Raw genomic sequence first — 26,519 nt, forward strand, 5'->3', positions numbered from 1 at the left:
TTTTACTGCTCGCTTGCCGAGCGTGCCGGTGGAATGCTGTCGCTGCCGGCGACGCCGTGCAGCGCGACCCAGCCGTCCTGCTCAGCCCACACGCCGAGCTTGATGAACGGGGCGTAGGCTGCAGCGACTTCCTCGGCCTGGCGCGCCAGCACGCCCGACAGGATCAAGGCGCCCCCTGGCGCCACGCGGCTCGAGAGCATCGGCGCCATCAGCTTCAAGGGACTCGACAGGATATTGGCGACGACGATGTCGAACTTGCCGCTGGCGTGCTGCGGTTTGGCCGATACGGCGAAGTTGTCCGGCAGGTAGTAGTCGATCTCGCAGTTATTGCGCGCGGCATTGTCGCGCGCCGATTCGATCGCTTGCGGGTCGATGTCGACGCCGGCGACGTCGCCCGCGCCGAGCTTTTTGGCCACCATCGCCAGGATGCCGGAACCGCAGCCGTAGTCGAGCACCGACTTGGCTGGCGCCGGGTGCGCTTCGAGCCATTCCATGCATAGCCGGGTGGTCGGATGGCTGCCGGTGCCGAACGCCAGGCCCGGATCGAGTTCGAGGATCAGCCCGGCAGGATCCGGCGCTTCATGCCAGCTCGGCACGACCCAGATGTTTTTTCCGATATGAATAGGGGCGAACTGCGACTGGGTCAGGCGCACCCAGTCCTCGTCGGCGACAAAGCGGGTAGTGAACGCCGGCGGCGTCAACAGGCCGATGCTGCTGGCCGCTTGCGCCACGATGGCCCCCTGGTCGGCATCGACATCGGTGAGTGCCACCACGCGGCTGTGTTCCCACGCAGCTTGCGCCGGCTCCATGCCAGGCTCGCCAAACAACGGCTTTTCCTGGTCGGTGCCTTCGTCGGCGTCTTCCACCGACACCGACAGCGCGCCCGCTTCCATCAACGCGTCCGACAGGGCTTCGGCGTTGTCGCGGGCAATTTCGATGATAACTTCGGTCCAGCTCATTGTCCGGCCTTTGCTTCCATTTTGGCGCCCAGCGCGCCGCCCTTCGGCAGGTCCGGCTTGGCGGCCAGTTTCTGCTCGAGGTAATGGATGTTGGTGCCGCCTTCGATGAAGCGCGCATCGATCATCAGTTCACGGTGCAGCGGGATATTGGTCAGGATACCCTCAACCACCATTTCCGACAGCGCGATCTGCATGCGGCGAATCGCCTGGTCGCGGGTGGCGCCGTAAGCGATGACCTTGCCGATCATCGAATCGTAATGCGGCGGCACATAATAGCCGGCGTACGCATGCGAATCGACGCGGATGCCGGGGCCGCCCGGCGCGTGCCAGGAGACGATGCGTCCCGGTGACGGGGTGAATTTGAACGGGTCTTCGGCGTTGATGCGGCACTCGACGGCGTGGCCCGACAGCATGATGTCGCGCTGGCGGAAGCGCAGCTTTTCGCCAAAGGCGATGCGGATCTGCTCTTGCACGATGTCGATGCCGGTGATCATTTCAGTGACCGGATGCTCGACCTGGACGCGGGTATTCATCTCGATGAAGTAGAACTCGCCATTTTCGAACAGGAACTCGAAGGTGCCGGCGCCGCGGTAGCCGATCTTGCGGCACGCTTCGGCGCAACGGTCGCCGATTTTTTCGATCAGTTTGCGCGGGATGCCGGGCGCCGGCGCTTCCTCGATCACTTTCTGGTGACGGCGCTGCATCGAGCAGTCGCGCTCACCCAGCCAGACCGCATTCTTGTGCTCGTCGGCGAGGATCTGGATCTCGATGTGGCGCGGATTTTCCAGGTACTTTTCCATGTACACTTCCGGATTGCCGAAGGCGGTGCCGGCTTCCGTCTTGGTCATCGCGACCGCATTGAGCAAGGCCGCTTCCGTGTGCACCACGCGCATGCCGCGCCCGCCGCCGCCGCCGGCCGCCTTGATGATGACGGGATAGCCAACCTTGCGGCCGGTCTGGATGATTTCTTTCGGGTCGTCCGTCAACGCGCCTTCCGAGCCGGGCACGCAGGGCACGCCGGCGCGAATCATCGCTTGCTTGGCCGACACCTTGTCGCCCATCAGCCGGATCGACTCGGAACGCGGGCCGATGAAGACGAAGCCCGATTTTTCCACGCGTTCGGCAAAATCGGCGTTCTCCGACAGAAAGCCGTAACCAGGGTGGATCGCTTCGGCATCCGTCACTTCGGCGGCGCTGATAATGGCCGGCATGTTCAGGTAGCTGAGCGAAGACTGCGCCGGGCCGATGCAGACCGATTCGTCGGCCAGCTTCACGTACTTCGCGTCCTTGTCCGCTTCGGAGTGGACGACAACGGTTTTGATGCCCATTTCGCGGCAAGCGCGTTGAATCCGGAGCGCGATTTCACCACGATTGGCGATGAGAATTTTTTCAAACATGTGGGTTCGGTGTTTCTGTGAGGGCCGGCGCGAGCCGGGAACTACCTATATAGAGTAAGCCGTATGGAACACCGCGGTGGCGCGGCTTCCTGGCGGCGCCACTACGGTTACTTGTTACCTGCTTAACCGATCACGAACAATGGTTGACCGAATTCGACCGGTTGGCCATTCTCGACCAGGATCTTGGTGACGACGCCCGACACCTCCGCGTCGATCTCGTTGAGCAGCTTCATCGCTTCGATGATGCATACGGTTTCGCCTTCGCGGATGGTCGAGCCGACCTCGACGAAAGCGGGTGAACCTGGCGACGACGAACGGTAAAACGTGCCGACCATCGGCGACTTGACGATGTGGCCGGTTGGCTCGGCGACGACCAGCGGTTCCACCACTGCGGCCGGGGCGGCGGCAGGCGCGGCGTACTGCTGGTGCATGCCCTGCGGCTGCATCATCATCATCTGGCCTTGCGGCATGGCCGACGATTTGACGATGCGTACCTTGCTTTCGCCTTCGGTCACTTCAAGTTCAGCGATATCGGATTCGGCGACAAGGTCGATCAGCGTTTTGAGTTTTCGTAAATCCATGTGAAACCCCTTGGAATTATTGTGTATGTAAAGGTAAGCGATGCACCGGGATAAGGGCAGTCGCACAAAATGCATGAAGTTGACGAAGATTAACGCTTTTTGAGCGCGAAGTCGATGGCAAAGCGATAGCCGTCCGTGCCGAGGCCGCAGATCGTCCCGAGGGCGATGGCGGACAGGAAGGAATGGTGGCGAAACGCCTCGCGTTGATGAATATTCGAGATGTGTACCTCGACAAACGGTATCGCCACGCCGGCCAGCGCGTCGCGCAAGGCGACGCTGGTGTGGGTCAAGCCACCTGGATTGATGACGATCGCCTCGACGCCCTCGGTACGGGCGGCGTGGATGCGGTCGATCAGGGCGCCTTCATGGTTGCTCTGAAAGCAGGACAGCGTCGCGCCCGCCGCCACAGCCTGGGCTGTGGCGGCGTATTCGATGTCGGCCAGCGTCTCGGAGCCGTACACCGCAGGCTCCCGGGTCCCCAGCAAATTCAGGTTGGGACCGTTGAGCAGCAGTAGCTTTTTTGCCATGGTTGACGGTATAGGATGACGCGAAAGTCAGGCATTCTGCCGCCAACATCGCTGATTGGCAAGGGAAAAAAGTACGGCGCAACGAAACGAACGGTCGTTCGCATCTTTGTGAAGTCGGCTTGTCGGCCTTATAAAGCTGCCATATCTTTCTTTAACTCGTCGAACTTGAGTTGGCCGAGGTAGGTCTTGCGTACCTTGCCGTCGGCGCCGATCAGCACGGTGTAGGGCAGGCTGCCGCTGGTGTTGCCGAAGCTGCGCGACAATTCGGTGCCGCTCATGCCGGCGACGTACAGCGGGTAGCTCACTTTGACCTTAGTGGCGAACTCGGCGATGTTGGTCGGCGAATCGATGCCAATGCCGATCACGTTAATGTTTTTCGCCGCGCTATCGGTGGCCAGCGCCGCCAGTTCCGGCATTTCCTTGACGCAGGGAGCGCACCACGGCGCCCAGAAATTGACCACCAGCGCCTTGCCTTTCCATTGCGACAAGGCGTGCGGCGTACCGGCTGCATCGTTCATCGATTGGGCGTAGAGATCCGCAACGGGAGAACTGGACGGCACGGCGCCGGAACGTTGCATAGGCAAGTCGGCCAACGCCGGCGCCGGCGGATTTGCAGGCGTACTCTTGTAAGTGCCGACCACTGCGCCAAGTGCGCCAAAGGCCAGCGCCACAGCGCCGATGGTGGCTATTTTCTTTTTATTCATTTAATTCCTGGGTTGTCGTCCGCCGCGCCCAGGAGGGCGCGCACGGCGTTGAGGTCGGCACGCTGGGCCCGGCCATCGGGACGCGGCTTGAGTGCGCCGCGCAAATCGTTCATTTCATACAGTTCGGCATGCACCTGCTGCTTGCGCCAATAAAAGCTGACCGTTTCCACCGAGGCGTGGCGGCCGCCCTTGAAGTGCGCCGTTTCGGAAATCTCGACATTGACGTCGCGGTCGAGAAAAAACATGATCACGTCCTTGGCGCTGTCGGCGAACAACTGCAGGTGGATGTCGTCGTGTTCGCCAGCGGTGCCGTTCAGCACCGCGCCGGTCAGGTAAGGGCGGAACTGTTCGAGCTGCTGCATCGCTTCGGCGGCCAGCAGGCGCAAGGCGTGCAACTTCTGCGGCTGGCTGTCGGCCTGGAACAGCGCCTGGTACCGGCGCACTTCTTCTTCGACTTCGGCGTTGTCGGGCAACAGGTTCGACGCCGGCTGGTGCTGGGCATTGCCCAGCACGAGGCGCAGCGCGCGGCGCTTGGCGCCGGCATAGTCGGCGCCGTCCTCGGCAATCATGCGCGCAGCCTGCGCGGCGATTTGCGCGCGCAACAGGGCCAGATCGTGGTTCGGGGTAGCCATCATGAGATAGATAATACTCTGGAACGGTAAATGCCGGCACGTCAGGTAAAATCGCGTATTCGACTTTTAGAAAGTGCGTCCAAGCATCGCTCGGCGCCGGTTATCCCACCATGCATATTCATATCCTCGGCATCTGCGGCACCTTCATGGGCGGCCTCGCCGTCCTCGCCAAGGAGGCCGGCCACCGCGTGACGGGTTGCGACGCTAACGTCTATCCGCCGATGAGCACCCAGCTGGAAGCCCAGGGCATTGAATTGATCCAGGGTTTCGGGCCCGAGCAGACGGCGCTCAAGCCGGACCTGTACGTGATCGGCAACGTCGTCTCGCGCGGTAATCCGCTGGTCGAGGAAATCCTCAGCCGCAGCCTGCCATACACCTCCGGGCCGCAGTGGATCGGCGAACACATCCTGCGTAATAAATGGGTACTGGCCGTGGCTGGGACCCACGGCAAGACGACGACGTCGGCGATGCTGGCCTGGATACTGGAGGACGCCGGCTACGCGCCGGGCTTCCTGATCGGCGGCGTGCCGATGAACTTCGGCATTTCGGCGCGGCTGTCGGGCGACAGCGCCGGCGCGGGGTCCGACTTCTTTGTCATCGAAGCGGACGAATACGATACCGCCTTCTTCGACAAGCGCAGCAAATTCGTTCACTACCACGCCAAGACGGCGGTGATGAACAACCTCGAATACGACCATGCCGACATTTTTCCCGACATCGGCGCCATCGAAACCCAGTTCCATCACCTGGTGCGCACCGTGCCGGGGATTGGCCGGCTGATCGTCAATGGCGACGAGCAGTCGCTGGCGCGCGTGATGAAACGCGGCTGCTGGAGCGAGCTGGAAAGCTTCGGCGCCGCAATCAACGCAAATGCGCCTGCCAACTGGAGCATGGTCGAGCACCAGGGCGGCGACTTCGACGTCGTTTTTAACCATGCCGTCGTCGGCCGTGTGCAATGGGGCCTGACCGGGCGCCACAACCGCCTCAACGCGCTGGCGGCGATCGCCGCGGCGCGCCACGTCGGCGTGCCGATGGCGCAGGCAGCGGCGTCGCTGGCGCGCTTCGACAGCGTCAAGCGGCGCATGGAAGTGCGCGGCGTGGTGAAAGGCGTCACCGTCTATGACGACTTCGCCCACCACCCGACCGCGATCGCCACCACCGTCGGCGGCCTGCGCCAGAAGATCGGCGCCACCGGGCGCATCCTGGCCGTGCTCGAGCCGCGCTCGAACACGATGAAGCTGGGCGCCATGAAAGACGCATTGCCGGGCAGCCTGAAGGACGCCGACCTGGTGTTCGGCTTCGGCAGCCAGCAGGCGCTCGGCTGGAGCCTGGCCGACGCCCTGCGTCCGCTCGGCGCCATCGCCCACAGCTTCGACCAGCTCGATTTCCTGGTCAATGCCATCGTCCGGGCGGCCCAGCCGGGCGACCATATCCTGGTCATGAGCAATGGCGGCTTCGGCGGCATCCACCAGCAACTGCTCGAGGCGCTGGCAAAATGATCTTGTATCTGCACGGGTTTCGCTCGTCGCCGAATTCGTTCAAGGCGCAGGTAGTGGCGCGCAAGATGGCCGAACTGGGGCGTTTGCACGAACTGGTCTGCCCGCAGTTGCCGGCTTCGCCGCGCGAGGCGATGGCGTTGGCGGTGGCGCTGGTCGGCGACACCGCGCCGGCCGAGTTGGCGATCGTCGGCTCGTCGCTGGGCGGCTATTACGCGACCTGGCTGGCCGAGCGCTTCGGCTGCCGCGCCGTGTTGCTCAATCCGGCGGTCAATCCGTTGGCAGACCTCGAGCGCCACGTCGGCGTCACCACCGCCTGGCATTCGGACCAGCCGTTCGAATTCAAGCACGAGTACATCGACCAATTGCGTGCGCTCAAAGTCGAGCACATCACCCTGCCGGAACGCTATTTTTTGATGGCCGCCAGCGGCGACGAAGTGCTCGACTACCGCGATATGGTGGCCCACTACGCCGGTGCGCGCCAGCTGGTGATCGACGGCAGCGACCATGCGCTCGCCGAATTTGCCGACCATGTCGACGACGTGCTGGCCTTCTGTCTGGCAGAAGCGGCGCCGCGGTGAGGGTGGCGTCGCTACGCCAGGCACTCTGGCACCGCCACGTCAATGCGCTGGCCGCGCCCGCCGCTTTCCTGCCCTGGCTGGGCGCCGGCGGTTCACTGACGGCGCGCCTGATCGCCCATAGCAGCGCTTTCCGGGTGCAGCGGCTGCACCAGCGCACCGCGCTGTGCCTGGCCGACGAGGCGCACGCGATTGGCATGGTGCGAGTGGGCCGCGTATGGGCGCGCGAAGTACTGCTGCGCTGCGATGGGCGGCCGGTGGTGTTTGCCCACACCGTGGTGCCGATGGCAGCCAACGCCACCGACTGGCCGATGTTTAACGCGCTGGGCGAACGCTCGCTGGGCAGCACGCTGTTCGGCGACCCGCAGGTAAGCCGCGGCGAACTCGAATTTGCCCGCCTGCGCCCTGGCCACCCGCTGGCGCGGCGGGCCCGCGCCGCACTGGGCGACACCAGCTTACACACTATTTATTATGCGCGCCGCTGCCTCTACCGGCGCCATCAAGGCACGCTGCTGGTCACCGAGGTATTCTTGCCTGCGGTAATGGACTTGATAGCAGCGTCATCAACAATAAACACAACGAACCTGAACTGACCAATGAATTTATTTTTTGAAGAATCCGGCGATTTCAAGGTCGGCGCGGTGCTGTCGCAGGCCGGCGAGGCCTACCACGTGGACACCCCGAGCGGCAAACGCACCAAGGTCAAGGTCAAGGACGTGCTGCTGCAGTACGAAAAGCCGGCCCCGGCCGAATTGCTCGAACTTGCCAAGGCGATCGCCGTCGACATCGATTTCGAATTTTTATGGGAAGTCGCCGGCGAGGAAGAGTTCGGTTTCGCCGAACTCGGCGCCGAGTATTTCGGCCATCCGCCGCTGCCCTTCGAGGCGGCCGGGCTGGTGCTGGCGCTGCACGGCGCGCCGATCTATTTTTACAAGAAGGGCCGCGGACGCTACAAGGCGGCGCCGGAGCAATCGCTGCGTGCCGCCCAGGCCGGCATCGAAAAGAAAAAGCAGCAGGCCGTCATCCAGGCCGGCTACGTCGACGAAATGAAGGCCGGCCGCCTGCCGCCAGCGTTGCAGCCGCTGGTGCAGCAACTGCTGTTCAAGCCGGACAAGAATTCGATCGAATACAAGGCGCTGGACGCGGCCTGCATTGAACTGCACAGCACGCCGCAGCGGCTGATGCTGGCCACCGGCGGCGTAAGTTCGCCAAAAGCGCTGCACATGGCGCGCTTCCTGTTCGAAAACTTCCCGCGCGGCGCCGGCTTTCCAGCCGTGCCGGTGCCGGCTACCCCGCGCGGCTTGCCGCTGGCCGACGTCGCCGCGTTCTCGATCGACGACGTCACCACCACCGAAATCGACGATGCCTTCTCAGTGACGGTGCAGGCCGACGGCATGGTCAGAATCGGCATCCACATCGCCGCGCCAGGCCTGGGCATTCGTCCGGACGACGCCGTCGACAAGATGGCGCGCGCGCGCATGTCGACCGTCTACATGCCGGGTGACAAAATCACCATGCTGCCGGATGACGTCGTCGCCGCGTTTACGCTGGCCGAAGGCAAAACCTGCCCGGCGGTGTCGCTCTACGCCACCTTGAATCCAGCCGACTGGACTTTGCTGTCGACCGTCACGCGCGCCGAGATGGTGCCGATCAAGAGCAACCTGCGCCACAACGACCTCGACGCGCTGGTCAACGAAGAAACCCTGGCCAGCGCAGAAGGCGAGTATCCGCACAAGGCCGAGATGCTGCAGCTGTGGCAATGGGCGCTGCGGCTGGAAGCGGGGCGCATGAAAAAGCGCGAAGAGTTCGGCCTCAAGCCCGAGCAGAACAACCGGATGGATTTTAATTTTTACGTCGACGACGACGTCGTCTCGGTGGTGCGCCGCAAACGCGGAGCGCCGCTCGACAAGATCGTCGCCGAGCTGATGATTTTTGCTAACAGCACCTGGGGCAAGCTGCTGCACGACAGCGGCGTGCCCGGCATCTACCGCTCGCAAGGGGCCGGCAGCGGCGCCGGCTGGGCCGCCAAGATGCAGGTGCGGATGGTGACGCACGCCGCACCCCACCAGGGACTCGGCGTCGATCAATACGCCTGGAGTACGTCGCCGCTGCGGCGCTACACCGACCTGGTCAACCAGTGGCAGATCCTCGCCTGCGCCGAGCACGGCGTGACGGCGCCGCTGGTAGCGCCCTTCAAGCCGCGCGACGCCAGCCTGTTCGCCATCGTGTCGGCGTTCGACGCCGCCTACGCCGCCTACAACGAGCACCAGCAGAACATGGAGCGCTACTGGTGCCTGCGCTGGCTGGGCCAGGAAAATACGCGGCACGTCGAGGCGGTGGTGCTCAAGGACGACGTGCTGCGGCTGGTCGATATCCCGCTCGTCATCAAGCTGCCGGGCATGCCGCCGGTGGCGCGCGGCGCCCTTGTCAAGCTCGACATTTTGCGCTGGGACGAAGTCGACTTGTCGATCGAAGCGCGGCTGCTGGAAGTGCCGGCGGCTGCCGGCATCCCGGCTGACGCCCGGACCGACTACGGCGACGAAGGAGAAGAAAGGGAAGAAGCAGATAGCGTCGACAGCGGCGAGGCCGCCGCCAGAGAAGCGGTCGAAGCCGAAGCGGCCGTGACGGTCGTCACCGCCGAGCCGGCAGCCGGATAAAGTGGGGTGAACACCAGGCTTTCGTCGGTCTGGCGAGACAAAATATCCGATTGTCGGCACTGAGCTCAAGGGGCGGGGTAGAATTCAGCATTCTGCAATTCAATAGTTTCGAAGCCGGCCCCGCGTGAAGTCCTTATTAGATAACCGTTCCATGATGGTCGCCGTCGCCTTTTCGGTGGCGGCGCATGCAGCCCTGCTGGCGGTACGGTTCGTCGCGCCCGATGCGTTCAAGATCGAGCCTGCCGATCCCGGTCTCGAGGTGATCCTGGTAAACGCCAAGCACGCCAAGCGCCCGCTTAAGGCCGATGCGCTGGCCCAGGCCAACCTCGACGGCGGCGGCCAGGCCGATGCGGGCCGCTCGAAGTCGCCCCTGCCGGACATGCGCAAGACGGAAAACGGCGACAGCCTGAAAGCGATGCAGCGCAAGATCGCGCAATACGAGGAAGTGCAGAAAAACCTGCTCACGCAAGCGCGCAAGTCGAACTACAAGGCGCCGCCGGTTACCGAAAAAGACAAGCCGGACCCGACCCGCACCGGCGCCGATCTGCTCGAGTCGAGCAAGGCGATCGCCCGCGCCACCGCCGAAATCAGCACGCTGATCGAGGACCAGAACAAGCGCCCGAAGAAAACCTACATCTCGCCGAGCACCCAGGAAGTTGGCTACGCCATGTATTACAAGGCAATGCAAAAGCGCGTCGAGGAAATCGGCACCCTTAATTTTCCGCAGGTGGAGGGGCGCAAAATGTACGGCGAACTGGTGGTGTATATCCCGATTTTCCAGGATGGCAGCATTTATGTGAAGGACGGCGGCGTGCGGATCGAAAAAACCTCGGGCAATCCGGCGCTCGACAACGCGGCCCTGGCGATCGTGCGCCGCGCTGCGCCGTTCGGCCGCTTCCCGCCCAACATGCTGTCGGCGGACAAGGATGATTTATGGGTGATCATCACCCGCTTCAAGTTCACCCGCGACGAAAAGTTAGAGACGAACCTGAGGGGGGGCGCCCAATGACGGTGACAGTGGGAGTGAACGCGCGCTATTGCGTGATCGGCAATCCTGTCGCGCACAGCAAGTCGCCGACGATCCACGCCGCCTTTGCGCTGCAGACCGGCCAGGGCATCGTCTATGAGCGCTGCCTGGCGCCGGTCGACGGTTTCGCCGCCATCGTGCGGCAGCTGGTGGCGTCCGGCTACAGCGGCGCCAACGTGACGGTGCCGTTCAAGCTGGAGGCGGCGGCGCTGGCCACAACGTTAAGCGAGCGCGCCCGCGCCGCCGGGGCGGTGAACACTCTCAGCTTCACGCCTTCCGGCATCGCCGGCGACAACACCGACGGCGCCGGTCTGGTGGGCGACATCTTGCACAACGCCGGCGTCGCCATCGCCGGCCGGCGCGTGCTGCTGGTGGGCGCCGGCGGCGCCGCGCGCGGGGCGATTCTGCCGTTGCTGCAGCAAGGCCCGCGCCAGCTGGTCATCGCCAACCGCACCGCCGCCACCGCAGAGAACCTGGCGGCCAGCTTCAATAGCCACGGCGTGCCGGTCGAGGCTTGCACCTTCGCTGACCTCGATGGCCGTTTCGACATTGTCGTCAACGCCACTTCGGCCAGCCTGGCGGGAGATTTGCCGCCGCTGCCGCCGGCCGTCTTCGGCGCCGGCACCTTGGCGCTCGACATGATGTACGCCGCCGATCCAACCCCGTTCATGCGCTTCGCCGCGGCGCACGGCGCGAGCATGCGCGACGGCCTCGGCATGCTCGTCGAGCAGGCCGCCGAAGCGTTCTTCGTGTGGCGCGGCGTGCGCCCGCAGACCTGCGCGCTGCTGGCGGCGATGCGCCCACCCGCATGAAGGGCGCGGGCACAGCCGGCCGTGGCACTTCCAGGTCGGCCAAGTCGACCAAAAAAATCAAGTGGGTCAGGTGGATCTTGCTCGGTCCGATTTTGCTGGTGCTGCTGGTGCAGTTGTATTTTTTCCTGCAGATCTGCTGGTGGGTGCGCTTCAACCCGTCGATGACCAGTTTCATGAGCGCGCAGTTGAGCGCGATGCGCGAGTCCAATCCAAAGGCGGCACTGGCGCATAAATGGGTGCCGTACGCCGCCATCTCGGCCAAGCTGAAGCGGGCGGTGATCGCCTCGGAAGACGCCAACTTCGCCGAACACGACGGCGTCGACTGGGTCGCCCTCGAAAAGGCCTTTGCTCGCAACAACACGCGCCACCGGGTGGTCGGCGGCGGTTCCACCATCACCCAGCAACTGGCCAAGAACCTGTTTTTGACCGGCTCGCGCAGCTACCTGCGCAAGGGCCAGGAAATGATCATCGCCTTCATGTTGGAGACGGTGATGAGCAAGGAGCGGATTCTCGAAATCTACCTGAACGTGGTTGAATTCGGCCGCGGCGTGTTTGGCGCGGAAGCGGCGGCGCGCCATTATTTTCGCGTGCCAGCGGCCAGCCTGAACGCGGCGCAGGCAGCCAGGCTGGCGGTGATGCTGCCCAATCCGCGGTTTTACGACCGCCATCGCGACTCGAACTACCTGGCGCGCCGCACCGGCCTGATCATGAATCGCATGAATTCGGCGGAGCTGCCTTAGGCTGGCTGCACCTGCCTGGCGATTTGCGCCGCTTCGGCAGCTTAAAAATGGCCGGCGGCGCCGGCGCCGCAGCGGTTGACCGATAAAATCACCGAAAAACAGCTGCGCCGAAGCGAAATTGTCGTATCAAGGTGACTTTCGCGCCTCCTTGCAGGTACACTTGCGCTGTTTTGAATCCGGCCGAGAAACAAGCATGATCAACGTATTTGTCCTACAAAATGGCCGGCTCAATCAGGTTCCGATCGAGTCCCGGGAGGATCTCGAAAACGTCGAGCCGGTCTGGGTCGACCTGACCGACCCCAACGACGACGAGCGCTCGTGGGTCAAGGCGATCTATGGCGTGATCCTGCCAGGCGAGGACGAAGTCAAGGACATCGAGGCGTCGGCGCGCTACTACGAAGCCGAAAACGGCGATCTGCACCTGCGCACCGATTTTTTGCTCGAAGAGGACGAAGGCCCGTCGCGCGTCGTCACCGTCGCCTTCATCCTGGCGCGCAAGATGCTGTTCTCGGTGCATACCGACGACCTGCCGGTGTTCCGCCTGGTGCGCATGCGCGCGCGCTCGCGCCCCGGCTCGATTGCCGACTACATGGACGTGCTGCTCGACCTGTACGCCACCGACGCCGAATATTCGGCCGATGCCTTGGAGGGCGTCTACCAGAACCTCGAAGAAGTGTCGGGCCGCGTGCTGCAGAAAGAATTCACCGACCAGGACGCGGCCGCGGCGCTGAACTCGATCGCCCATGAAGAGGACTTGAACAGCCGGATCCGCCGCAACATGATGGACACGCGGCGCGCGGTCAGCTTCCTGATGCGCGGACGCCTGCTCAACACCGAGCAGTTCGAAGAAGCGCGCCAGATTTTGCGCGACATCGAGTCGCTCGACGGCCACACTTCTTTCCTGTTCGACAAGATCAACTTCCTGATGGACGCCACCGTCGGCTTCATCAACATCAACCAGAACAAGATCATCAAGATATTTTCGGTGGCCTCGGTCGCGTTCCTGCCGCCGACCCTGATCGCCAGCATCTACGGCATGAACTTCAAGCGCTGGTTCCCCGAACTCGAGTGGACGCTCGGCTACCCGTTCGCGCTGGCGCTGATGCTCACCAGCGCGATCGCGCCGTTCTGGTACTTCCGCCGGCGCGGCTGGCTGAGGTAGCAACCACGGCCAACCGATCGCCGGTCGCGGAACGGGACCTGCGTTTCGCTTCAGGCCAGGTTTGCAAATACCCGCCGCGCCGCCGCCAAGGTCTCTTCGATCACGGCGTCGTCGTGCATCGCCGAGACGAAGCCGGCTTCGAAGGCGGCCGGGGCGAAGTACACGCCCTCGTCGAGCATGGCGTGGAAGAAGGCGTTGAAGCGCGATTTGTCGCCTGCCATCATCTGGCCGTAGCTGGCCGGGACGTGGGCGCTGAAGTATATGCCGAACATGCCGCCGACCGAATCGGCGCAGAAGGTGATGCCGGCGTCCTTGGCGGCGGCGCACAATCCCGTCACCAGCTTGGCCGTCTGGCTTGACAATTTCTCGTAAAACCCCGGCTGCTGCACCAGCGCCAGGGTGGCCATACCGGCGGCCACCGCCACCGGATTGCCCGACAAGGTGCCGGCCTGGTAGACCGCGCCGATCGGCGCCATGTTTTGCATCAGCTCCGCGCTGCCGCCAAAGGCCGCCACCGGCATGCCGCCGCCAATCACCTTGCCCAGCGCCGTCAGGTCCGGCTGAATGCCGTACAGTTCCTGGGCGCCGCCCAGGCCGACGCGAAAGCCGGACATCACTTCGTCGAAAATCAGGACGGCGCCATGTTGCGTGCACAGCGCGCGCATGGCGCCGAGGAATTCCGGCGTGGCGCGGATCAGGTTCATGTTGCCGGCCACCGGCTCGACGATCACGCAGGCGATGGTGTCGCCCATCGATTCGAACGCGTCTTCGAGTTGGGCGACGTTGTTATAGTCCAGCACCAGGGTGTGCTTGATGAAGTCTTCCGGCACGCCGGCCGAGGTCGGATTGCCAAAGGTGAGCAGGCCGCTGCCGGCTTTTACCAGCAGCGAGTCGGCGTGACCGTGGTAGCAGCCCTCGAACTTGACGATCTTGTCGCGCCCGGTGGCGCCGCGCGCCAGGCGTAGCGCGCTCATGGTCGCCTCGGTGCCGGACGACACCAGCCGCACCTGCTCGATCGACGGCATCAGCTTGCAGATTTCCTCCGCCATTTCGATCTCGCCCAAGGTCGGCGCGCCGAACGACAGGCCGCGCGCGGCCGCATCCTGTACCGCCTTGACTACTTGCGGATGGGCGTGGCCGACGATCGCCGGGCCCCATGAGTTGATGTAGTCGATGTAGCGTTTGCCGTCGGCGTCCCAGAAGTAGGGGCCCTCGGCGCGCGTGATGAAGCGCGGCGTGCCGCCGACCGATTTAAACGCCCTGACCGGCGAGTTGACGCCGCCGGGAGTGGTCAGCTGGGCGCGGGCGAACAAGGTGTCGTTGTGGGAGGTGGGTGCAGTTGTCATGGTGGCGATCGATGCGTGTTGAAATGAGTGAGCTCAGGCGGCGCCAAATCGGGCGGCTTGGAAAAATTTGTTCGGTACCAGCTTGCCCATGCCGAAGCGCTGCGCATTGGCCAGCGCGCCGTGGGTGTACTGCTGGGCCGCGCGCACTGCCGCAGCCGGCGCCAATCCCTGCGCCAGCATTGCCGCCAGCGCCGCCGACATGGTGCTGCCGGCGCCGACGAAGCGGCCAGGCAGATGCGGCCAGCTGAATGTCTCAAGCACGCCAGATTCGTCGTACAGCGTGTTCGACATGGTAGCGCTGTCGCCCTTGCCCTTGGTGCCGGTGCCGGTCACCAGCACCATTGCGCAGCCCATGCCGGTCAGTTCGGCAACGTCTTGCGCCAGCATGTCGGCGCCGCCTTCGCGCCACGTCTCGGCCATGCGCGCCAACTCGACCTGCGACAGCAGCAGCACTGTCGTTTGCGGCACCAGGATCTGGCGGATCGCCATCAGCATGTCGTCGTCGGCCAGGCCGGAATCCGGAAGGCTCGACAAAAATGGGTCGAAGATCAGCGGCACGTCCGGATAGTCGGAAATGATTTCGGCGATCGCCGACGCTTGTTCGATGTTGGTCAGCACGCCGACCTTGAAGGCGGCCACCTGCATGTCTTCGAGCAGCCCCCTGGCCTGGTCGACGACCCAGTCGGCGTCGACTTCGTCGATGTCCTCGACGCGGGCGGTATCGGCGATGAGCAGGCCCGTGAGCACCGACAGGCCATGGCAGCGCAGCGCGGAAAACGCCGCCAGGTCGGCCTGGATGCCGGTAGCGCCAACCGGATCGGAAACGCCGAACGTTAATATGAGGGGAGTTGTTTGGTTTTGCACGGCGGTTGGATTAATATACCTGATTCAGCATTTTACTAGATAGAAGGATCCATAACGTGAGTAGCAATGAAACAACCATCCCGTTCCAGACCTGGATGTGCCTGATCTGCGGATGGGTGTACGACGAGGCGGCCGGCCTGCCCGAAGAAGGCATCGCGCCCGGCACCCGCTGGGCCGACGTGCCGATGAACTGGACCTGCCCAGAGTGCGGCGCCCGCAAGGACGACTTCGAAATGACCGCGATCTGATGGCTCCGAAATAAGAGTTGACGTCGTAGTTGATTTATTGCAACATTTAGCGCACAGATGTCTTGCTCTATGGTATCGTGATGATTCATGTTGAAGTGAACTGACTATGACGAACTTGCAGCACCCCCCCGGTTTGAAGATCATGGTGATCGACGATAGCAGCACGATTCGTCGCTCCGCCGAGATATTCCTGACCCAGGCCGGCTACCAGGTTGTGCTGGCCGACGACGGCTTCGATGCGCTGGCAAAGATCAACGACCACCACCCGGCGTTGGTTTTTTGCGACATCCTGATGCCGCGCCTCGACGGTTATCAAACCTGCGCGCTGATCAAAAAAAGCGCCCGTTTCCATACCACCCCCGTGTTGATGCTGTCGTCCAAGGACGGCCTGTTCGACCGTGCGCGCGGCGCCATGGTCGGATCGTCAGCCTACCTCACCAAACCGTTCAGCAAAGACAGCTTGCTGGCGGCAGTGCGCGAACACACGGCCAGCCTGGCCTGATTCAAACAACAACCCGGAGCGCCACGTGGCCATTCATAACATACTCATCGTCGACGACTCCCCCACCGAGCGCTACTACCTGACCGATATCCTGGTCAAGAACGGCTTTAACGTTACCACTGCCGAAAACGGCGAGCAAGCGCTGGCCAAGATCAAGGCCCAGAAACCCGAACTGATCCTGATGGATGTGGTAATGCCGGGCGCGAACGGCTTCCAGGTGACGCGCTCGATCGCGCGCGACCCGGAGCTGGCTAACGTGCCGATCATTATCTGCAGCAGCAAGAACCAGGAGACCGACCGCATCTGGGGCCTGCGCCAGGGCGCCCGCGGCTACCTGGTCAAGCCGGTCGACCCGCAGGCCCTGCTGGAAAAAATCGCTACCCTCGGCGCGGCCTGATATGCCGCTCATCGAGCCTGCCGCTCCCGGGTTGGCGCCAACCCGGGGCGACGCGGCCGGCCGCCGCACCCGGCTGCGCCAGTACCAGGTCCAGCTGCTCGAGCGGATGCAGGCGGCGCGCGCCAACACCGGCGCCAGCGTCAACCAGCTTGGCGTGCAGATCGGCGCCGGGCGCTACCTGCTGGACCTGACCCAGGCCGGTGAAATCGTGGCGCTGACGGCGCTCACCGCAGTGCCGCTGACCGCGCCCTGGTACCTTGGACTGGTCAACGTCCGCGGCAACCTGGTCGGCATCGTCGACCTGGCGCGTTACCTCGGGTTGGGCGACACGCCGCCTGGACCCGACAGCCGTATCGTCACCTTTGCCGGCGCGCTCGGCTTCAACTGCGCGCTGCTGGTGGCGCGCGTGTACGGCTTGCGCGACGGCGCCGGCATGGAAGTGTCTGGTGCGCAGCTGCGCGACACCGACGGCAATCAATGGACACCGCTCGACCTGGCGGCGCTGGTCGCCGACGAGCGCTTCCTGCACGTCGGCCTTATGCACGCCGGCGGGTAATCCAATTAACGCATCAATGGCCATATCAATGGTCTTACATCAGGACTGGGAGCTGGAATGGGAATCGCGTCGAAGATGTCTTTGGGGTTTGCGTTAAAAGCCAAGCCGGAGCATGAGGTTGCACTGGCTTCGCCGGACACCGAATTCGGCCCGACCGCCAGTGCAACGACCGCCCGGCTGCGGCTGGAGCCGGTGACGCTGGGCGCCGCTGCGGCGCCCAGCGCTTCGTTGGCCTCCCTTGCAGCCGACGACGACGATGCCGCCAGTCCGCTCAGCCTGGGCGGCATCATGCGCGGCAAGCGCGCCGACAGCGCCCAGGCTGAAACCAGCGAGGACTTGCAGCTGCCGCTGATCGGTCACCTGTCGCTGGCGCGCCAACTGCGCATCCTCCTGGTGACGTTTGCCGTCGGCATCCTCCTGACCATCGTGGCGTTGTGGCAGAACTCGGCCGCCAACGTGATCGCCTCGGCCCAGACCCAGATCGCCAGTGACGCCCTGATGCACTCACAGCGGGTCGGCAAGGCGGCGCCAAACGCGATCCAGGGCAGCCTTGACGCCTTTATCCAGCTCGACGAAAGCCGCATTGCCCTCACCGGGGACCTCAATTTGCTGTCGCGTGGCGGCGTTTTCGCCGGCCACCGCATCCCGACGCCGTCGGCCGGCATGGCCAAAGCGCTGGCCGAAGCGCGCGCCAAGTGGGTCAGCTCCGACAACGCCGCCGGCACCATCCTGAAGATGAAAACCGAACTGGCCGGTTTCAAAAACACCCTCAGGCAGCTCGATACGCTGTCGCCGGAACTGCTGTCGATGACCGACGAGCTGCTGACCCAGAAAGTGGCGCGCGGCGGCAGCGCGCGCGAACTGGCGGCGATTGGCCGCATGATGATGCTGACCCAGCGCCTGTCGCGCAGTGCCAGCGAATTTTTTACCTCCGGCGGTATCCGCGCCGACACCGCGTTCCAGCTCGGCCGCGACACCGGCTCCGTGCGCGCCACCATCGACGGCTTTTTGAACGGCAGCGCCAGCCTTGGCCTGGCCGCGGTGAGTGACCCTGGCATGCGCGAAAAGCTCGTCGCCATCAAGGCCCGCTTCGACGTCTATCAAAAGCTGGTTGCTTCGATCCTGGACAACCTGCCGCGATTCACCGCGGCGAAAGGTGCCGAGCAATCGATTTTCTTCGAAAACGAGGAGATCAAAAAGCTGCTCTCGAACGTGCAGGCGACCTACCGCAGCAATCAGGATTCGACCGATTCGTGGTTCTGGCTGATGGTGGTGTCGTCGGTTTTCACCCTCGCCGTGGCCGGCAGCATCAGCCGCGTGATGCTGCAGGATTCGCGCAACCGCACCCGCGGCGCCGACAGCCGGCGCCAAGAGGCGGAGGCGCTGCGCCTGCTGTCGCAAACGAAGGAAGAAGAAGCCAAGGCGACCAACGACCAGAACCAGGCGGCGATTCTGCGCCTGATGAACGAATTGCAGGAAGTGGCGGACGGCGACCTGACGGTGCATGCCACCGTGTCGGAAGACATCACCGGCGCCATCGCCGACTCGGTCAATTACACGGTCGAGGAATTGCGCGGGCTGGTCGAACGGGTAACCACTACCGCCGAGCAGGTGACGGCGGCGTCGACCCACGCGCAGAACATCTCGAGCAACCTGCTGACGGCGACGCAGCAGCAGTCGCGCGAGATCGAAGACGCCTCCGCTACGGTGCTGAAAATGGCCAGCGAAATCAACGACGTATCGAAATCGGCCAACGAGTCGGCCGAGGTGGCGCGGCAGTCGGTAGCGGCGGCCCATCAGGGTTCGACCGCGGTGGAGAACGCCATCAAGGGCATGCACGAAATCCGCGAGCAGATCCAGGAAACTTCCAAGCGCATCAAGCGCCTGGGCGAATCGTCGCAGGAGATTGGTGAAATCACCGAGCTCATTTCAGACATTACCGAACAGACCAACGTGCTGGCGCTGAACGCGGCGATCCAGGCCGCGTCTGCTGGCGAAGCCGGGCGCGGCTTCTCGGTGGTGGCGGAAGAGGTGCAGCGCCTGGCCGAACGCTCGGCCCAAGCGGCCAAACAGATCGGCGCGCTGGTGCGCACCATCCAGACCGACACCCACGACGCCGTCGCGGCGATGGAAAAATCGACCCAGGGCGTGGTTGAAGGGGCCCGCCTGTCGGACGCCGCGGGAGCTGCGCTGTCGGACATTTCGGGTGTGTCGAACCGGCTCGCGGAGCTGATCCAGGGGATCTCGTTCGCCACCGAACTGCAGGCGACGTCGGCCAATGGGGTGGCGCAAAATATCCAGCACATCCTGTCGGTAACCGAGCATACCCAGGACGGCACCATGCAAACCGCCGAATCGATTCGCCAACTGTCGAAGCTGGCGCAGGAACTGAAAAACTCGGTATCGCGCTTTCGCGTTGGCGCCTGAAGGACGGCCTGAACATGACTGAATTTTCGCCTGAAGTTTCGCGCCGGCCGCAATTCGCCCAATTCGACACCGGGCCGCTGTCCTGGGTGATCGGTGAAATCCGCGAGGCGCTTGGGCGTTCGCGGGCCGCGCTCGACGAAGCGGCAGTGCGGGGCGCGGACGCCCGTGCAACCTGCCTGCAGCATGCGAAAACCCATCTGCACCAGGCGCACGGCGCTCTCCAGATGGTAGACGTCGAAGGCGTCGGCCTGATGACCGAGGCGGCCGAGCAGGCGCTCGAACGGATGCGCGACGGCAGTCTCGAGTGCAGCCCGGCGCTTTGCGCGGCGGTGGCCGATGCCTACCAGGCCGTCATCGAATACCTCGACGAGCTGGTCGCTGGCGCGGCGCCGCAGCCGGTCCGCCTGTTCCCGTATTACCGCACGCTGCAGGAGTCGCTGGGCGCCGCCCGCATCCATCCGTCCGACCTGCTGTTCGTCGACCTGTCGGTCACGGTCGACCTGCCGCCCGCTGCCATGTCGGCTACACCGGTCACCACGGCCACGCCCGATTACGCAGCCTGCCGCGCCCGTTTCGAAAAATCCTTGCTGCCGTTCCTGAAAAGCGCCGAGCCGGAGGCGCAGCGCACCCACGCGCTCTCGCTGGCAGAGGCGATCGCGCTGGTCGAACGGGCGCAGAACGAGCCGCCCGCCCGCACCTTCTGGCTGGCGATGCGCTGTTTCGCCGAGCTGGTGGCAAGCGGCCAATTGGCCAGCGACCTGTACGCGAAACAGTTGTTCGGCCTGATCAACCTGCAGATCCGCCGCCTGTCGCAAGGCCAGGGCGGGTTGCCCGAGGCGATGCTGCGCGACGCGCTGTTTTTCATCGCCGCGGCAAGCGCGCCGAACGCCGGCGCGCAACTGCTGCGCCGCGCGTATGGACTGGCTGGCATGGTGCCGGCCGATTACGACAGCCGCCGCTACGGCCGCATCGACGCCGCGGCGTTGAGAACGGCCAAGGACGCGCTGGCCCAGACCAAGACGGGCTGGGACCACATTGCATCGAGCGGCGGCGTCGACCTCGAAGCAGGCTTTAATCAGGCGCTGGCCACCTTGGCCGGCGCCAGCGATGAATTGGGCGCGCCGGCCCTGGCGCAGTTGTTGCGCGAACTTGGCCGCGCCGCCAGCGATTCGATCGCGTCCGGTCGCAGCGACCAGTTCAGCATGGAGATGGCCACCGCGATGCTGTTCGTCGAGCACGGCCTTGACCAGGTGCGCCAGCTGCCGGCCGATTTTGAAGAACACGCCGAAGTCGTCGGTGCGCGCCTGCTGGCGCTTGCCGCCGGCGAAACGCCTGCCGACGCGCCGCAATGGCAGGGCGAGCTGTCGCGCCAGATCCAGCAGGGCCAGACCGTGGCAGTGCTGGCCGGAGAAATGAAAGCGGGTCTGCGCCAGGTCGAAAAAGTGCTCGACGACTACTATGCGGACCCGGCACGCCGTCCCGCGCTGGCCCAGATCGACCCGCTGCTGCACCAGTTGCAAGGCGCGCTGGCAATCCTCGACCAGGACCAGGCGATGCGCGCCACGCTGCATGTGAAAGACGCGGTGCGCGCGCTGGCCTCAGGTGACGGCGCTGCAAGCGCCCAGGCGGCGTCGCTGCGCAACATCGCGCAAAACGTTGGCGCGCTCGGCTTTTTCATCGACATGTTGGCGCATAATTTCGACGCCGCCAAGAACCGCTTCAGGTTCAACCAGGCCGATAGCATGTTCCGCGAAGTGCCGTTCGAGAAGACGGTTGCCGGCGATACGCCGTTTGACGTCGAGCCGGTCGAACCTGCCGACACCGAGCGTGGGGCGCCGGCTGCCGCACAGCCCGAACAGCCCGCACAGCCCGCACAGCCCGCACAGCCGCCCGCGCCGATGGCCGGCGGCGCAGATGAAGTCGAAGCCGAACTGCTCGAGATCTTCATTTCGGAAGCGCAGGAAGTGCTCGCCTTTGTCGCCGCGACCTTGCCGGCCGCGCATGCCGAGCCGTCCAACCAGGAAACGTTGACGATGCTGCGGCGCTCCTTCCACACGCTCAAGGGCAGCGGCCGGATGGTCGGCCTGATGCAGTTTGCCGATGGCGGCGCGGCCCTCGAACGCGTGATGAACGCCTGGCTGGCAGAAAGCCGCAGCGCTACCCCCGCCTTGCTGGCGCTGCTCGATTTTGCCGCTGCCGAGATGGCGGCCTGGGTCGACGAACTGGCGGCGCACGGCGCCTCAAGGCGCAGCAGCGCGGCGATCATGACGGCGGCAGACGCGGTGCAGGACGGCGGCGTGTTCACGCTGCCGGCCGACGCTGAAACGATACAGGCGCTGGAGCAGCAACCGGGAGAGGCCCGCCCGGCCGGCCCCGCCATCGTCGACGAAGATGCGCCGCAAGAGCCGCATGGCATCGTCGGGCCGGAGCCAACCGCCGCGCCGGCTGACGACAACATGCGGCGCTTCGGCGACCTTGAAATTGCGCTGCCGCTATATAACATTTACCTTGCCGAAACCGATGAGCTGATGCGCGTGCTGACGCAGGACTTCGGCGAATGGCGCCACGAGCCGTTGCGCGCCGTGACGCCGGCCGCGCTGAAGGCGGCGCACACGCTGGCCGGCACCTCGGCCACGGTCGGTTTCAAGGCGCTGCGCGAAGTCGCGCATGCGCTCGAGATGGCGCTCGAAACGCTGGCCGAACCGGCGCCGCTGCTGCTTGACTCCCAGCGCGACCTGCTTGATGCCGCGCTCGTGTGCGCGCGCACGATGCTGCAGCGCTTTGCGCTGGGCGAACTGGCGCCAGCGCAGCCGGCGCTGGTCGCACAGCTGACCGAGTTGCGCGAGCAGCTCGGCAGCGGCGAAGAAGGCGCGCACCGGGAGCTGGCGAACGGCAGTCTGGACGCTGCCGATGCGGATCAACCAGTGCACGAACCAGCGCACGAGCACCAGTTCGACGCCGGCTTCGGCGATGGATTCGACGAGCCGACGCTGTTGCAGGCGGCGCCCGCGCCCGACCCGGTCGCGCCGGCGCTGATGCCGCAACACGCGCCGCAACGGCAAGCCGAGGCCGTGCCTGAGCCTGGGTCCGCGCCCGAGCTTCAGCCGGAACCTGCGCTCGACGCCATCTCCGCGCCGGTCGGCACCCATTACCGCGACGACCTCGATGCCGACCTGTTGCCGGTGTTTTTGGAAGAGGCGGCAGACCTGTTGCCGGCAATCGGCAAGCTCTTGCGCCAGTGGCAGCAGAACCCGGCCGACACCGGCCCGGCCCAGAACCTGTTGCGCATCCTGCACACCGTCAAGGGCAGCGCGCGGATGGCCGGCGCGATGCGCCTCGGCCAGCACACCCACGGCATCGAGACCCAGATCGAGAACATGGTGCATGCGGGGACCTCGACCCCGGCCGCGTTCGACGAGCTGCTGGCCAACTACGATCACGCCTTGCTGCTGCTGGAGCAGCTGCAGCAGCCGGCGCCGATCGACGGTGCCGGTTTGGCTGGCTTAGCTGTGCAGGCCGAGCTCGCTGCCGCCGGAGCTGTGGTACCAGTGCGGGCCGCGGCTCCCGCCCCGGCCCGCACTGCGCTGGTGCGGGTGCGCGCCGACATCCTTGACCGACTGGTCAACCAGGCCGGCGAAGTGTCGATCACCCGTTCGAAGCTGGAAAACCAGGTTGGCACGCTGAAGTCGTCGCTGTTCGATTTCTCGGACAACCTGGCGCGCCTGTCTCGCCAATTGCGCGAAGTCGAGATGCAGGCCGAATCGCAGATTGCCTCGCGCATGTCGATTTCAAGCGAGCGCGAATTCGACCCGCTTGAATTCGACCGCTTCACGCGCTTGCAAGAACTGACGCGCATGATGGCTGAAAGCGTCAACGACATCGCTTCCTTCCATGAAAGCCTGGGCCGCACGGTGGAGGCGGCCAGTGCCGACCTGGTGCAGCAGTCGCGCCTGACGCGTGACCTGCAGCGCGACCTGATGGGGGTGCGGATGGTGCCGTTTTCGAGCCTGTCCGAACGCCTGTTCCGGGTCGCCCGCCAGAGCGCCAAGGAACTCGACAAACGCGTCAACCTCGATATCCGCGGCAGCGCCGTCGAAATCGACCGTAGCGTGCTGGAACAGATGGCGGCGCCGTTCGAACACCTGCTGCGCAACGCCATTGTGCACGGCATCGAGCCGCGCGAGCGGCGCGCTGCGTCCGGCAAGGCCGAAACGGGCGAACTGCTGGTCCAGGTCAGCCAGCAGGGTAACGAAATGGTCATCGAGTTCAGCGACGATGGCGCCGGACTCGACCTGGCCAAGATCCGCGCCAAGGCGCGCGCCGCCGGCGTGATCAAAGCCGGCATCGACATCACCGATGCTGAAGCGGCCGACCTGATTTTCGAAGCGGGTTTTTCGACCGCCGATACGTTGACCGAACTGGCCGGGCGCGGCGTCGGCATGGACGTGGTGCGCGCGGAAGCGCAAGCGCTTGGCGGCAGGGTGGCGATCGCCTCCGAAGCGGGCAAGGGCGCGCGCTTCACGATCCACCTGCCGCTCACGCTGGCGGTGACGCAGGTAGTGCTGACCGCCAGCGCCGGCAAGACCTACGCGCTGCCGTCGATCCTGGTCGAACAGGTGCTGCAGTTGAAAGAAGCGGCGTTGAGCGAGGCGCGATCAACAGGCTCGCTGCAGTTCCAGGGCCAGCAGGTGGCCCTGCATTACCTGCCGACCCTGCTCGGCGAACGCGATGCGCGTCCGCTGGCCCAGCGTTCGAGTCCGGTGATGATCCTCAAAAGCGGCGCCGACCGGCTCGCCGTGCAGGTCGACGACGTGATGGGCAACCGCGAGGTGGTGATCAAGAACATCGGGCCGCAGCTCTCGCGCATGATCGGCATTTCGGGCGCCACCGTACTCGGTTCGGGCGAAATCGTCCTGATCCTCAATCCGGTAGCGCTGTCGCTGCATGTCGCGCACCATCCGGTAGTTCAAGGAGATGCCGGTGCCGGCGCGGGCGCCCGCAGCGGCAGCGTTCAACCGCTCAAGCGCGACACCGTCATCATGGTAGTCGACGATTCGCTGACGGTAAGAAAAGTCACCCAGCGCCTGCTTGAGCGCGAAGGCTACCGGGTGATCCTGGCCAAGGACGGCGTCGATGCGCTCGAACACCTGCAGGAAACCATCCCCGACCTGATGCTGGTCGATATCGAGATGCCGCGCATGGACGGTTTCGACCTGACCCGCAATATCCGCGGCAATGCCAGCACGCAGGCGGTCCCGATCATCATGATCACCTCACGCACTGCCGACAAGCACCGCAACTACGCGCTCGACCTGGGTGTGAATGCTTATTTCGGCAAGCCGTTCCAGGAAGACATGCTGCTGGCGGCGATCGCTGGCTTGCTCAAGCGCGAAATGCAGGCCTAGGGAATCAAGCCGCCCGAAGGTTTCACCACGCCGTAGCGCGCCAGCGTGTGCTGGCGCGCTACGGCGTGGTCGACGATCGGCGCGGGATAATCGCGCCCGAGCCGGAAGCCGTGCTGCTCGAGCAGCATCGCCGGCACCGTCCACGGTGCGTGAATTTCTTTGTCCGACAGCATCGCCAGTTGCGGCAGGTAGCGCCGGATGAAACGTCCCTGCGCGTCGAATTTTTCCGATTGCGTCACCGGGTTGAAGATGCGGAAGTAGGGCTGCGCGTCGCAGCCGGTCGATGCCGCCCATTGCCAGCCGCCATTGTTCGACGCCAGGTCGTAGTCGTTCAGCTTCAGCGCGAAATAGCGCTCGCCCCGACGCCAGTCGACGCCCAGGTCTTTGACCAGGAAACAGGCGGACACCATGCGCAGGCGGTTATGCATGTACCCGGTCTGGTTCAGCTGCGCCATGGCGGCGTCCACCAACGGGTAGCCGGTGCGGCCCAGGCACCAGGCTTCGAAAGCGGCATCGGCGCCTGCGCCGGTTTCCCATTCGATCGCATCGAACGCCGGCTTGAAGGCGTGGCCGGCCACGCGTGGATGGTGAAACAGGATCATCGCGTAGAAATCGCGCCAGATCAGTTCCGACAGCCATACCGGTGCGCCGGCCCCGCCGTTGCCGGCGGCAACCAGCGCATTCACGCTGCGCACCAGATCGCGCACCGACACGGTGCCAAAGCGCAGGTGCACCGACAGCGCCGACGCACCGTTCACCGCCGGGAAGTTGCGCGCCTCATCGTAGGCGCCGATGCGGTTGACGAAGTCTTGGAACAAGGCGGCGCCGCCCGACATTCCGGGCACAATCCCCAGTTCGCGCAGGTTGGTCGGTTCAAAGCCGATGTCGCTCAAGGAAGGCAAACGGTGGCCGGGCGGAGCGGGCGCCAGGCGCGCCGCGTGCGGTTCGATCGGGTAGGGCGCCAGGCACTCCGGATCGGCCACCATCTGCCTGAGCCAGGCGTTCTTGTATGGCGTGAAAACGGTAAAAGTCTTCTCACTCAGTGTCAATACCTCGTTTTTTTCGAAGATGACCTGATCTTTTGAACTGAAGAGCTGGCGCCCGGCTTGCTCCAGGCTGGCCGCAACGAGCTCGTCGCGCGCGATTGCCTGCGGTTCGTAATCGCCGTTGACAAACACCGCGTCCACTTCCAGTTCGGCCGCCAGGCGCGCGATCTCATCGGCGGCAACGCCATGGCGCACAACCAGGTGGCCGCCCAATTTACGCAATACGGCGTCGAGTTCTTCCAGGCAGCCGTGGATGAATTCGACGCGGCGGTCCGCGCGCGGCAGCGGCGCCAAAATCTCCGTGTCGTAGATGAAGGCGCAATAGACCTGGTTCGACGATGTCAGCGCCAGATGGAGCGCCGCGTGGTCGAAAGCGCGCAGGTCGCGGCGGAACCAGACGAGGGATTTGTTCAGTGTCATTCTAGTGTTTGACTTCAAGGAAAAGTCCCATTTTAC

Annotated in this window: 23 protein-coding genes; 14 read left to right on the plus strand and 9 right to left on the minus strand. The window is 64.5% G+C overall.

The genetic code is table 11. The features are described from left to right. Positions 1 to 2 precede the first annotated feature (2 nt). From prmA to CR103_RS01690, 6 genes are all read right to left on the minus strand, one after another. Positions 3 to 959, minus strand: coding sequence for a 50S ribosomal protein L11 methyltransferase (prmA, locus tag CR103_RS01665; RefSeq protein WP_099914241.1), 957 nt, complete (start codon positions 957 to 959; stop codon positions 3 to 5). Continuing rightward, positions 956 to 2,356: an acetyl-CoA carboxylase biotin carboxylase subunit gene (accC, locus tag CR103_RS01670; protein WP_099914242.1), complete on the minus strand. Its 1,401-nt coding sequence runs from the start codon at positions 2,354 to 2,356 to the stop codon at positions 956 to 958. Before accC ends, prmA begins: the two co-directional genes overlap by 4 nt. A 122-nt stretch (positions 2,357 to 2,478) precedes the next feature. Continuing rightward, positions 2,479 to 2,937: an acetyl-CoA carboxylase biotin carboxyl carrier protein gene (gene accB, locus CR103_RS01675; RefSeq protein ID WP_099914243.1), complete on the minus strand. Its 459-nt coding sequence runs from the start codon at positions 2,935 to 2,937 to the stop codon at positions 2,479 to 2,481. Between the two features lie 89 nt (positions 2,938 to 3,026). Further along, on the minus strand, positions 3,027 to 3,464 hold the full coding sequence (aroQ, locus tag CR103_RS01680; protein WP_099914244.1) for a type II 3-dehydroquinate dehydratase: 438 nt from the start codon (positions 3,462 to 3,464) through the stop codon (positions 3,027 to 3,029). A gap of 128 nt (positions 3,465 to 3,592) precedes the next feature. Further along, positions 3,593 to 4,168, minus strand: a complete 576-nt coding sequence (locus tag CR103_RS01685; protein WP_099914245.1) for a TlpA family protein disulfide reductase — start codon at positions 4,166 to 4,168, stop codon at positions 3,593 to 3,595. Beyond that, positions 4,165 to 4,803 carry a hypothetical protein gene (locus CR103_RS01690; RefSeq protein ID WP_099914246.1) on the minus strand — a complete coding sequence of 213 codons (639 nt, stop codon included), beginning with the start codon at positions 4,801 to 4,803 and terminating at the stop codon, positions 4,165 to 4,167. The genes CR103_RS01685 and CR103_RS01690 overlap by 4 nt, the downstream gene beginning before the upstream one ends. 107 nt (positions 4,804 to 4,910) lie before the next feature. Here CR103_RS01690 and mpl point away from each other — a divergent pair, with 107 nt between their 5' ends. The 8 genes from mpl (at position 4,911) to corA (ending at position 13,272) form a co-directional block, all read left to right on the plus strand. Then, positions 4,911 to 6,299 carry a UDP-N-acetylmuramate:L-alanyl-gamma-D-glutamyl-meso-diaminopimelate ligase gene (mpl, locus tag CR103_RS01695; RefSeq protein WP_099914247.1) on the plus strand — a complete coding sequence of 463 codons (1,389 nt, stop codon included), beginning with the start codon at positions 4,911 to 4,913 and terminating at the stop codon, positions 6,297 to 6,299. After that, the gene (locus tag CR103_RS01700; protein WP_099914248.1) at positions 6,296 to 6,877 is read left to right on the plus strand and encodes a YqiA/YcfP family alpha/beta fold hydrolase; all 582 of its coding nucleotides are present in this window, start codon (positions 6,296 to 6,298) and stop codon (positions 6,875 to 6,877) included. The genes mpl and CR103_RS01700 overlap by 4 nt, the downstream gene beginning before the upstream one ends. Further along, complete coding sequence (locus tag CR103_RS01705; protein WP_099914249.1) at positions 6,874 to 7,467, plus strand: chorismate--pyruvate lyase family protein; 594 nt, start codon at positions 6,874 to 6,876, stop codon at positions 7,465 to 7,467. Before CR103_RS01700 ends, CR103_RS01705 begins: the two co-directional genes overlap by 4 nt. Positions 7,468 to 7,470: 3 nt before the next feature. Further along, on the plus strand, positions 7,471 to 9,531 hold the full coding sequence (locus CR103_RS01710) for a ribonuclease catalytic domain-containing protein (protein WP_099914250.1): 2,061 nt from the start codon (positions 7,471 to 7,473) through the stop codon (positions 9,529 to 9,531). Between the two features lie 154 nt (positions 9,532 to 9,685). Then, positions 9,686 to 10,540, plus strand: a complete 855-nt coding sequence (locus CR103_RS01715; RefSeq protein WP_099914330.1) for an energy transducer TonB — start codon at positions 9,686 to 9,688, stop codon at positions 10,538 to 10,540. After that, entirely contained in the window at positions 10,537 to 11,370 is an 834-nt protein-coding gene (gene aroE / locus CR103_RS01720; RefSeq protein WP_099914251.1) for a shikimate dehydrogenase, read from the plus strand. Before CR103_RS01715 ends, aroE begins: the two co-directional genes overlap by 4 nt. Further along, positions 11,367 to 12,110 (plus strand): monofunctional biosynthetic peptidoglycan transglycosylase, encoded by a 744-nt coding sequence (mtgA, locus tag CR103_RS01725; RefSeq protein ID WP_099914331.1) that lies wholly within the window; start codon positions 11,367 to 11,369, stop codon positions 12,108 to 12,110. Before aroE ends, mtgA begins: the two co-directional genes overlap by 4 nt. 193 nt (positions 12,111 to 12,303) lie before the next feature. After that, positions 12,304 to 13,272 (plus strand): magnesium/cobalt transporter CorA, encoded by a 969-nt coding sequence (gene corA, locus CR103_RS01730; RefSeq protein WP_099914252.1) that lies wholly within the window; start codon positions 12,304 to 12,306, stop codon positions 13,270 to 13,272. A gap of 50 nt (positions 13,273 to 13,322) precedes the next feature. Here corA and hemL read toward each other — a convergent pair whose 3' ends face one another. After that, positions 13,323 to 14,618, minus strand: coding sequence for a glutamate-1-semialdehyde 2,1-aminomutase (gene hemL, locus CR103_RS01735; protein WP_099914253.1), 1,296 nt, complete (start codon positions 14,616 to 14,618; stop codon positions 13,323 to 13,325). Between the two features lie 33 nt (positions 14,619 to 14,651). Beyond that, positions 14,652 to 15,482, minus strand: coding sequence for a bifunctional hydroxymethylpyrimidine kinase/phosphomethylpyrimidine kinase (gene thiD / locus CR103_RS01740; RefSeq protein WP_099914254.1), 831 nt, complete (start codon positions 15,480 to 15,482; stop codon positions 14,652 to 14,654). A 95-nt stretch (positions 15,483 to 15,577) separates the two neighbouring features. Between thiD and CR103_RS01745 the strand changes: the two genes are divergently transcribed. The 6 genes from CR103_RS01745 to CR103_RS01770 all read left to right on the plus strand — a co-directional run bounded on the left by CR103_RS01745 (position 15,578) and on the right by CR103_RS01770 (position 25,017). Next, positions 15,578 to 15,730, plus strand: a complete 153-nt coding sequence (locus CR103_RS01745; protein WP_099914332.1) for a rubredoxin — start codon at positions 15,578 to 15,580, stop codon at positions 15,728 to 15,730. Between the two features lie 106 nt (positions 15,731 to 15,836). Further along, on the plus strand, positions 15,837 to 16,232 hold the full coding sequence (locus tag CR103_RS01750; protein ID WP_099914255.1) for a response regulator: 396 nt from the start codon (positions 15,837 to 15,839) through the stop codon (positions 16,230 to 16,232). A 25-nt stretch (positions 16,233 to 16,257) separates the two neighbouring features. Next, on the plus strand, positions 16,258 to 16,629 hold the full coding sequence (locus tag CR103_RS01755; protein ID WP_099914256.1) for a response regulator: 372 nt from the start codon (positions 16,258 to 16,260) through the stop codon (positions 16,627 to 16,629). 1 nt (position 16,630) lies between these two features. After that, a complete protein-coding gene (locus tag CR103_RS01760) occupies positions 16,631 to 17,185 on the plus strand; it encodes a chemotaxis protein CheW (protein ID WP_099914257.1) in 555 nt (184 codons plus the stop codon). 75 nt (positions 17,186 to 17,260) lie between these two features. After that, entirely contained in the window at positions 17,261 to 19,612 is a 2,352-nt protein-coding gene (locus tag CR103_RS01765) for a methyl-accepting chemotaxis protein (RefSeq protein WP_229442601.1), read from the plus strand. Positions 19,613 to 19,626: 14 nt separating this feature from the next. Continuing rightward, complete coding sequence (locus tag CR103_RS01770; RefSeq protein WP_099914259.1) at positions 19,627 to 25,017, plus strand: hybrid sensor histidine kinase/response regulator; 5,391 nt, start codon at positions 19,627 to 19,629, stop codon at positions 25,015 to 25,017. Here CR103_RS01770 and CR103_RS01775 read toward each other — a convergent pair. Then, the gene (locus CR103_RS01775; RefSeq protein WP_099914260.1) at positions 25,014 to 26,483 is read right to left on the minus strand and encodes a cryptochrome/photolyase family protein; all 1,470 of its coding nucleotides are present in this window, start codon (positions 26,481 to 26,483) and stop codon (positions 25,014 to 25,016) included. The two genes, CR103_RS01770 and CR103_RS01775, sit on opposite strands and share 4 nt — an antisense overlap. Between the last annotated feature and the right edge of the window lie 36 nt (positions 26,484 to 26,519).

This window comes from Massilia psychrophila, from assembly GCF_002760665.1.
Taxonomy (GTDB): Bacteria; Pseudomonadota; Gammaproteobacteria; order Burkholderiales; family Burkholderiaceae_D; genus JAFCUW01.

Coding starts and splice junctions, on each gene's coding strand:
- aroQ (WP_099914244.1), bottom strand. CDS start 3,464: ATGGCAAAAAAGCTACTGCTGCTCAACGGTCCCAACCTGAATTTGCTG.
- CR103_RS01760 (WP_099914257.1), top strand. CDS start 16,631: ATGCCGCTCATCGAGCCTGCCGCTCCCGGGTTGGCGCCAACCCGGGGC.
- aroE (WP_099914251.1), top strand. CDS start 10,537: ATGACGGTGACAGTGGGAGTGAACGCGCGCTATTGCGTGATCGGCAAT.
- CR103_RS01750 (WP_099914255.1), top strand. CDS start 15,837: ATGACGAACTTGCAGCACCCCCCCGGTTTGAAGATCATGGTGATCGAC.
- CR103_RS01775 (WP_099914260.1), bottom strand. CDS start 26,483: ATGACACTGAACAAATCCCTCGTCTGGTTCCGCCGCGACCTGCGCGCT.
- accC (WP_099914242.1), bottom strand. CDS start 2,356: ATGTTTGAAAAAATTCTCATCGCCAATCGTGGTGAAATCGCGCTCCGG.
- prmA (WP_099914241.1), bottom strand. CDS start 959: ATGAGCTGGACCGAAGTTATCATCGAAATTGCCCGCGACAACGCCGAA.
- mpl (WP_099914247.1), top strand. CDS start 4,911: ATGCATATTCATATCCTCGGCATCTGCGGCACCTTCATGGGCGGCCTC.
- accB (WP_099914243.1), bottom strand. CDS start 2,937: ATGGATTTACGAAAACTCAAAACGCTGATCGACCTTGTCGCCGAATCC.
- CR103_RS01765 (WP_229442601.1), top strand. CDS start 17,261: ATGTCTTTGGGGTTTGCGTTAAAAGCCAAGCCGGAGCATGAGGTTGCA.
- CR103_RS01710 (WP_099914250.1), top strand. CDS start 7,471: ATGAATTTATTTTTTGAAGAATCCGGCGATTTCAAGGTCGGCGCGGTG.
- corA (WP_099914252.1), top strand. CDS start 12,304: ATGATCAACGTATTTGTCCTACAAAATGGCCGGCTCAATCAGGTTCCG.
- CR103_RS01690 (WP_099914246.1), bottom strand. CDS start 4,803: ATGATGGCTACCCCGAACCACGATCTGGCCCTGTTGCGCGCGCAAATC.
- CR103_RS01745 (WP_099914332.1), top strand. CDS start 15,578: ATGTGCCTGATCTGCGGATGGGTGTACGACGAGGCGGCCGGCCTGCCC.
- mtgA (WP_099914331.1), top strand. CDS start 11,367: ATGAAGGGCGCGGGCACAGCCGGCCGTGGCACTTCCAGGTCGGCCAAG.
- CR103_RS01715 (WP_099914330.1), top strand. CDS start 9,686: ATGGTCGCCGTCGCCTTTTCGGTGGCGGCGCATGCAGCCCTGCTGGCG.
- hemL (WP_099914253.1), bottom strand. CDS start 14,618: ATGACAACTGCACCCACCTCCCACAACGACACCTTGTTCGCCCGCGCC.
- CR103_RS01685 (WP_099914245.1), bottom strand. CDS start 4,168: ATGAATAAAAAGAAAATAGCCACCATCGGCGCTGTGGCGCTGGCCTTT.
- CR103_RS01700 (WP_099914248.1), top strand. CDS start 6,296: ATGATCTTGTATCTGCACGGGTTTCGCTCGTCGCCGAATTCGTTCAAG.
- CR103_RS01770 (WP_099914259.1), top strand. CDS start 19,627: ATGACTGAATTTTCGCCTGAAGTTTCGCGCCGGCCGCAATTCGCCCAA.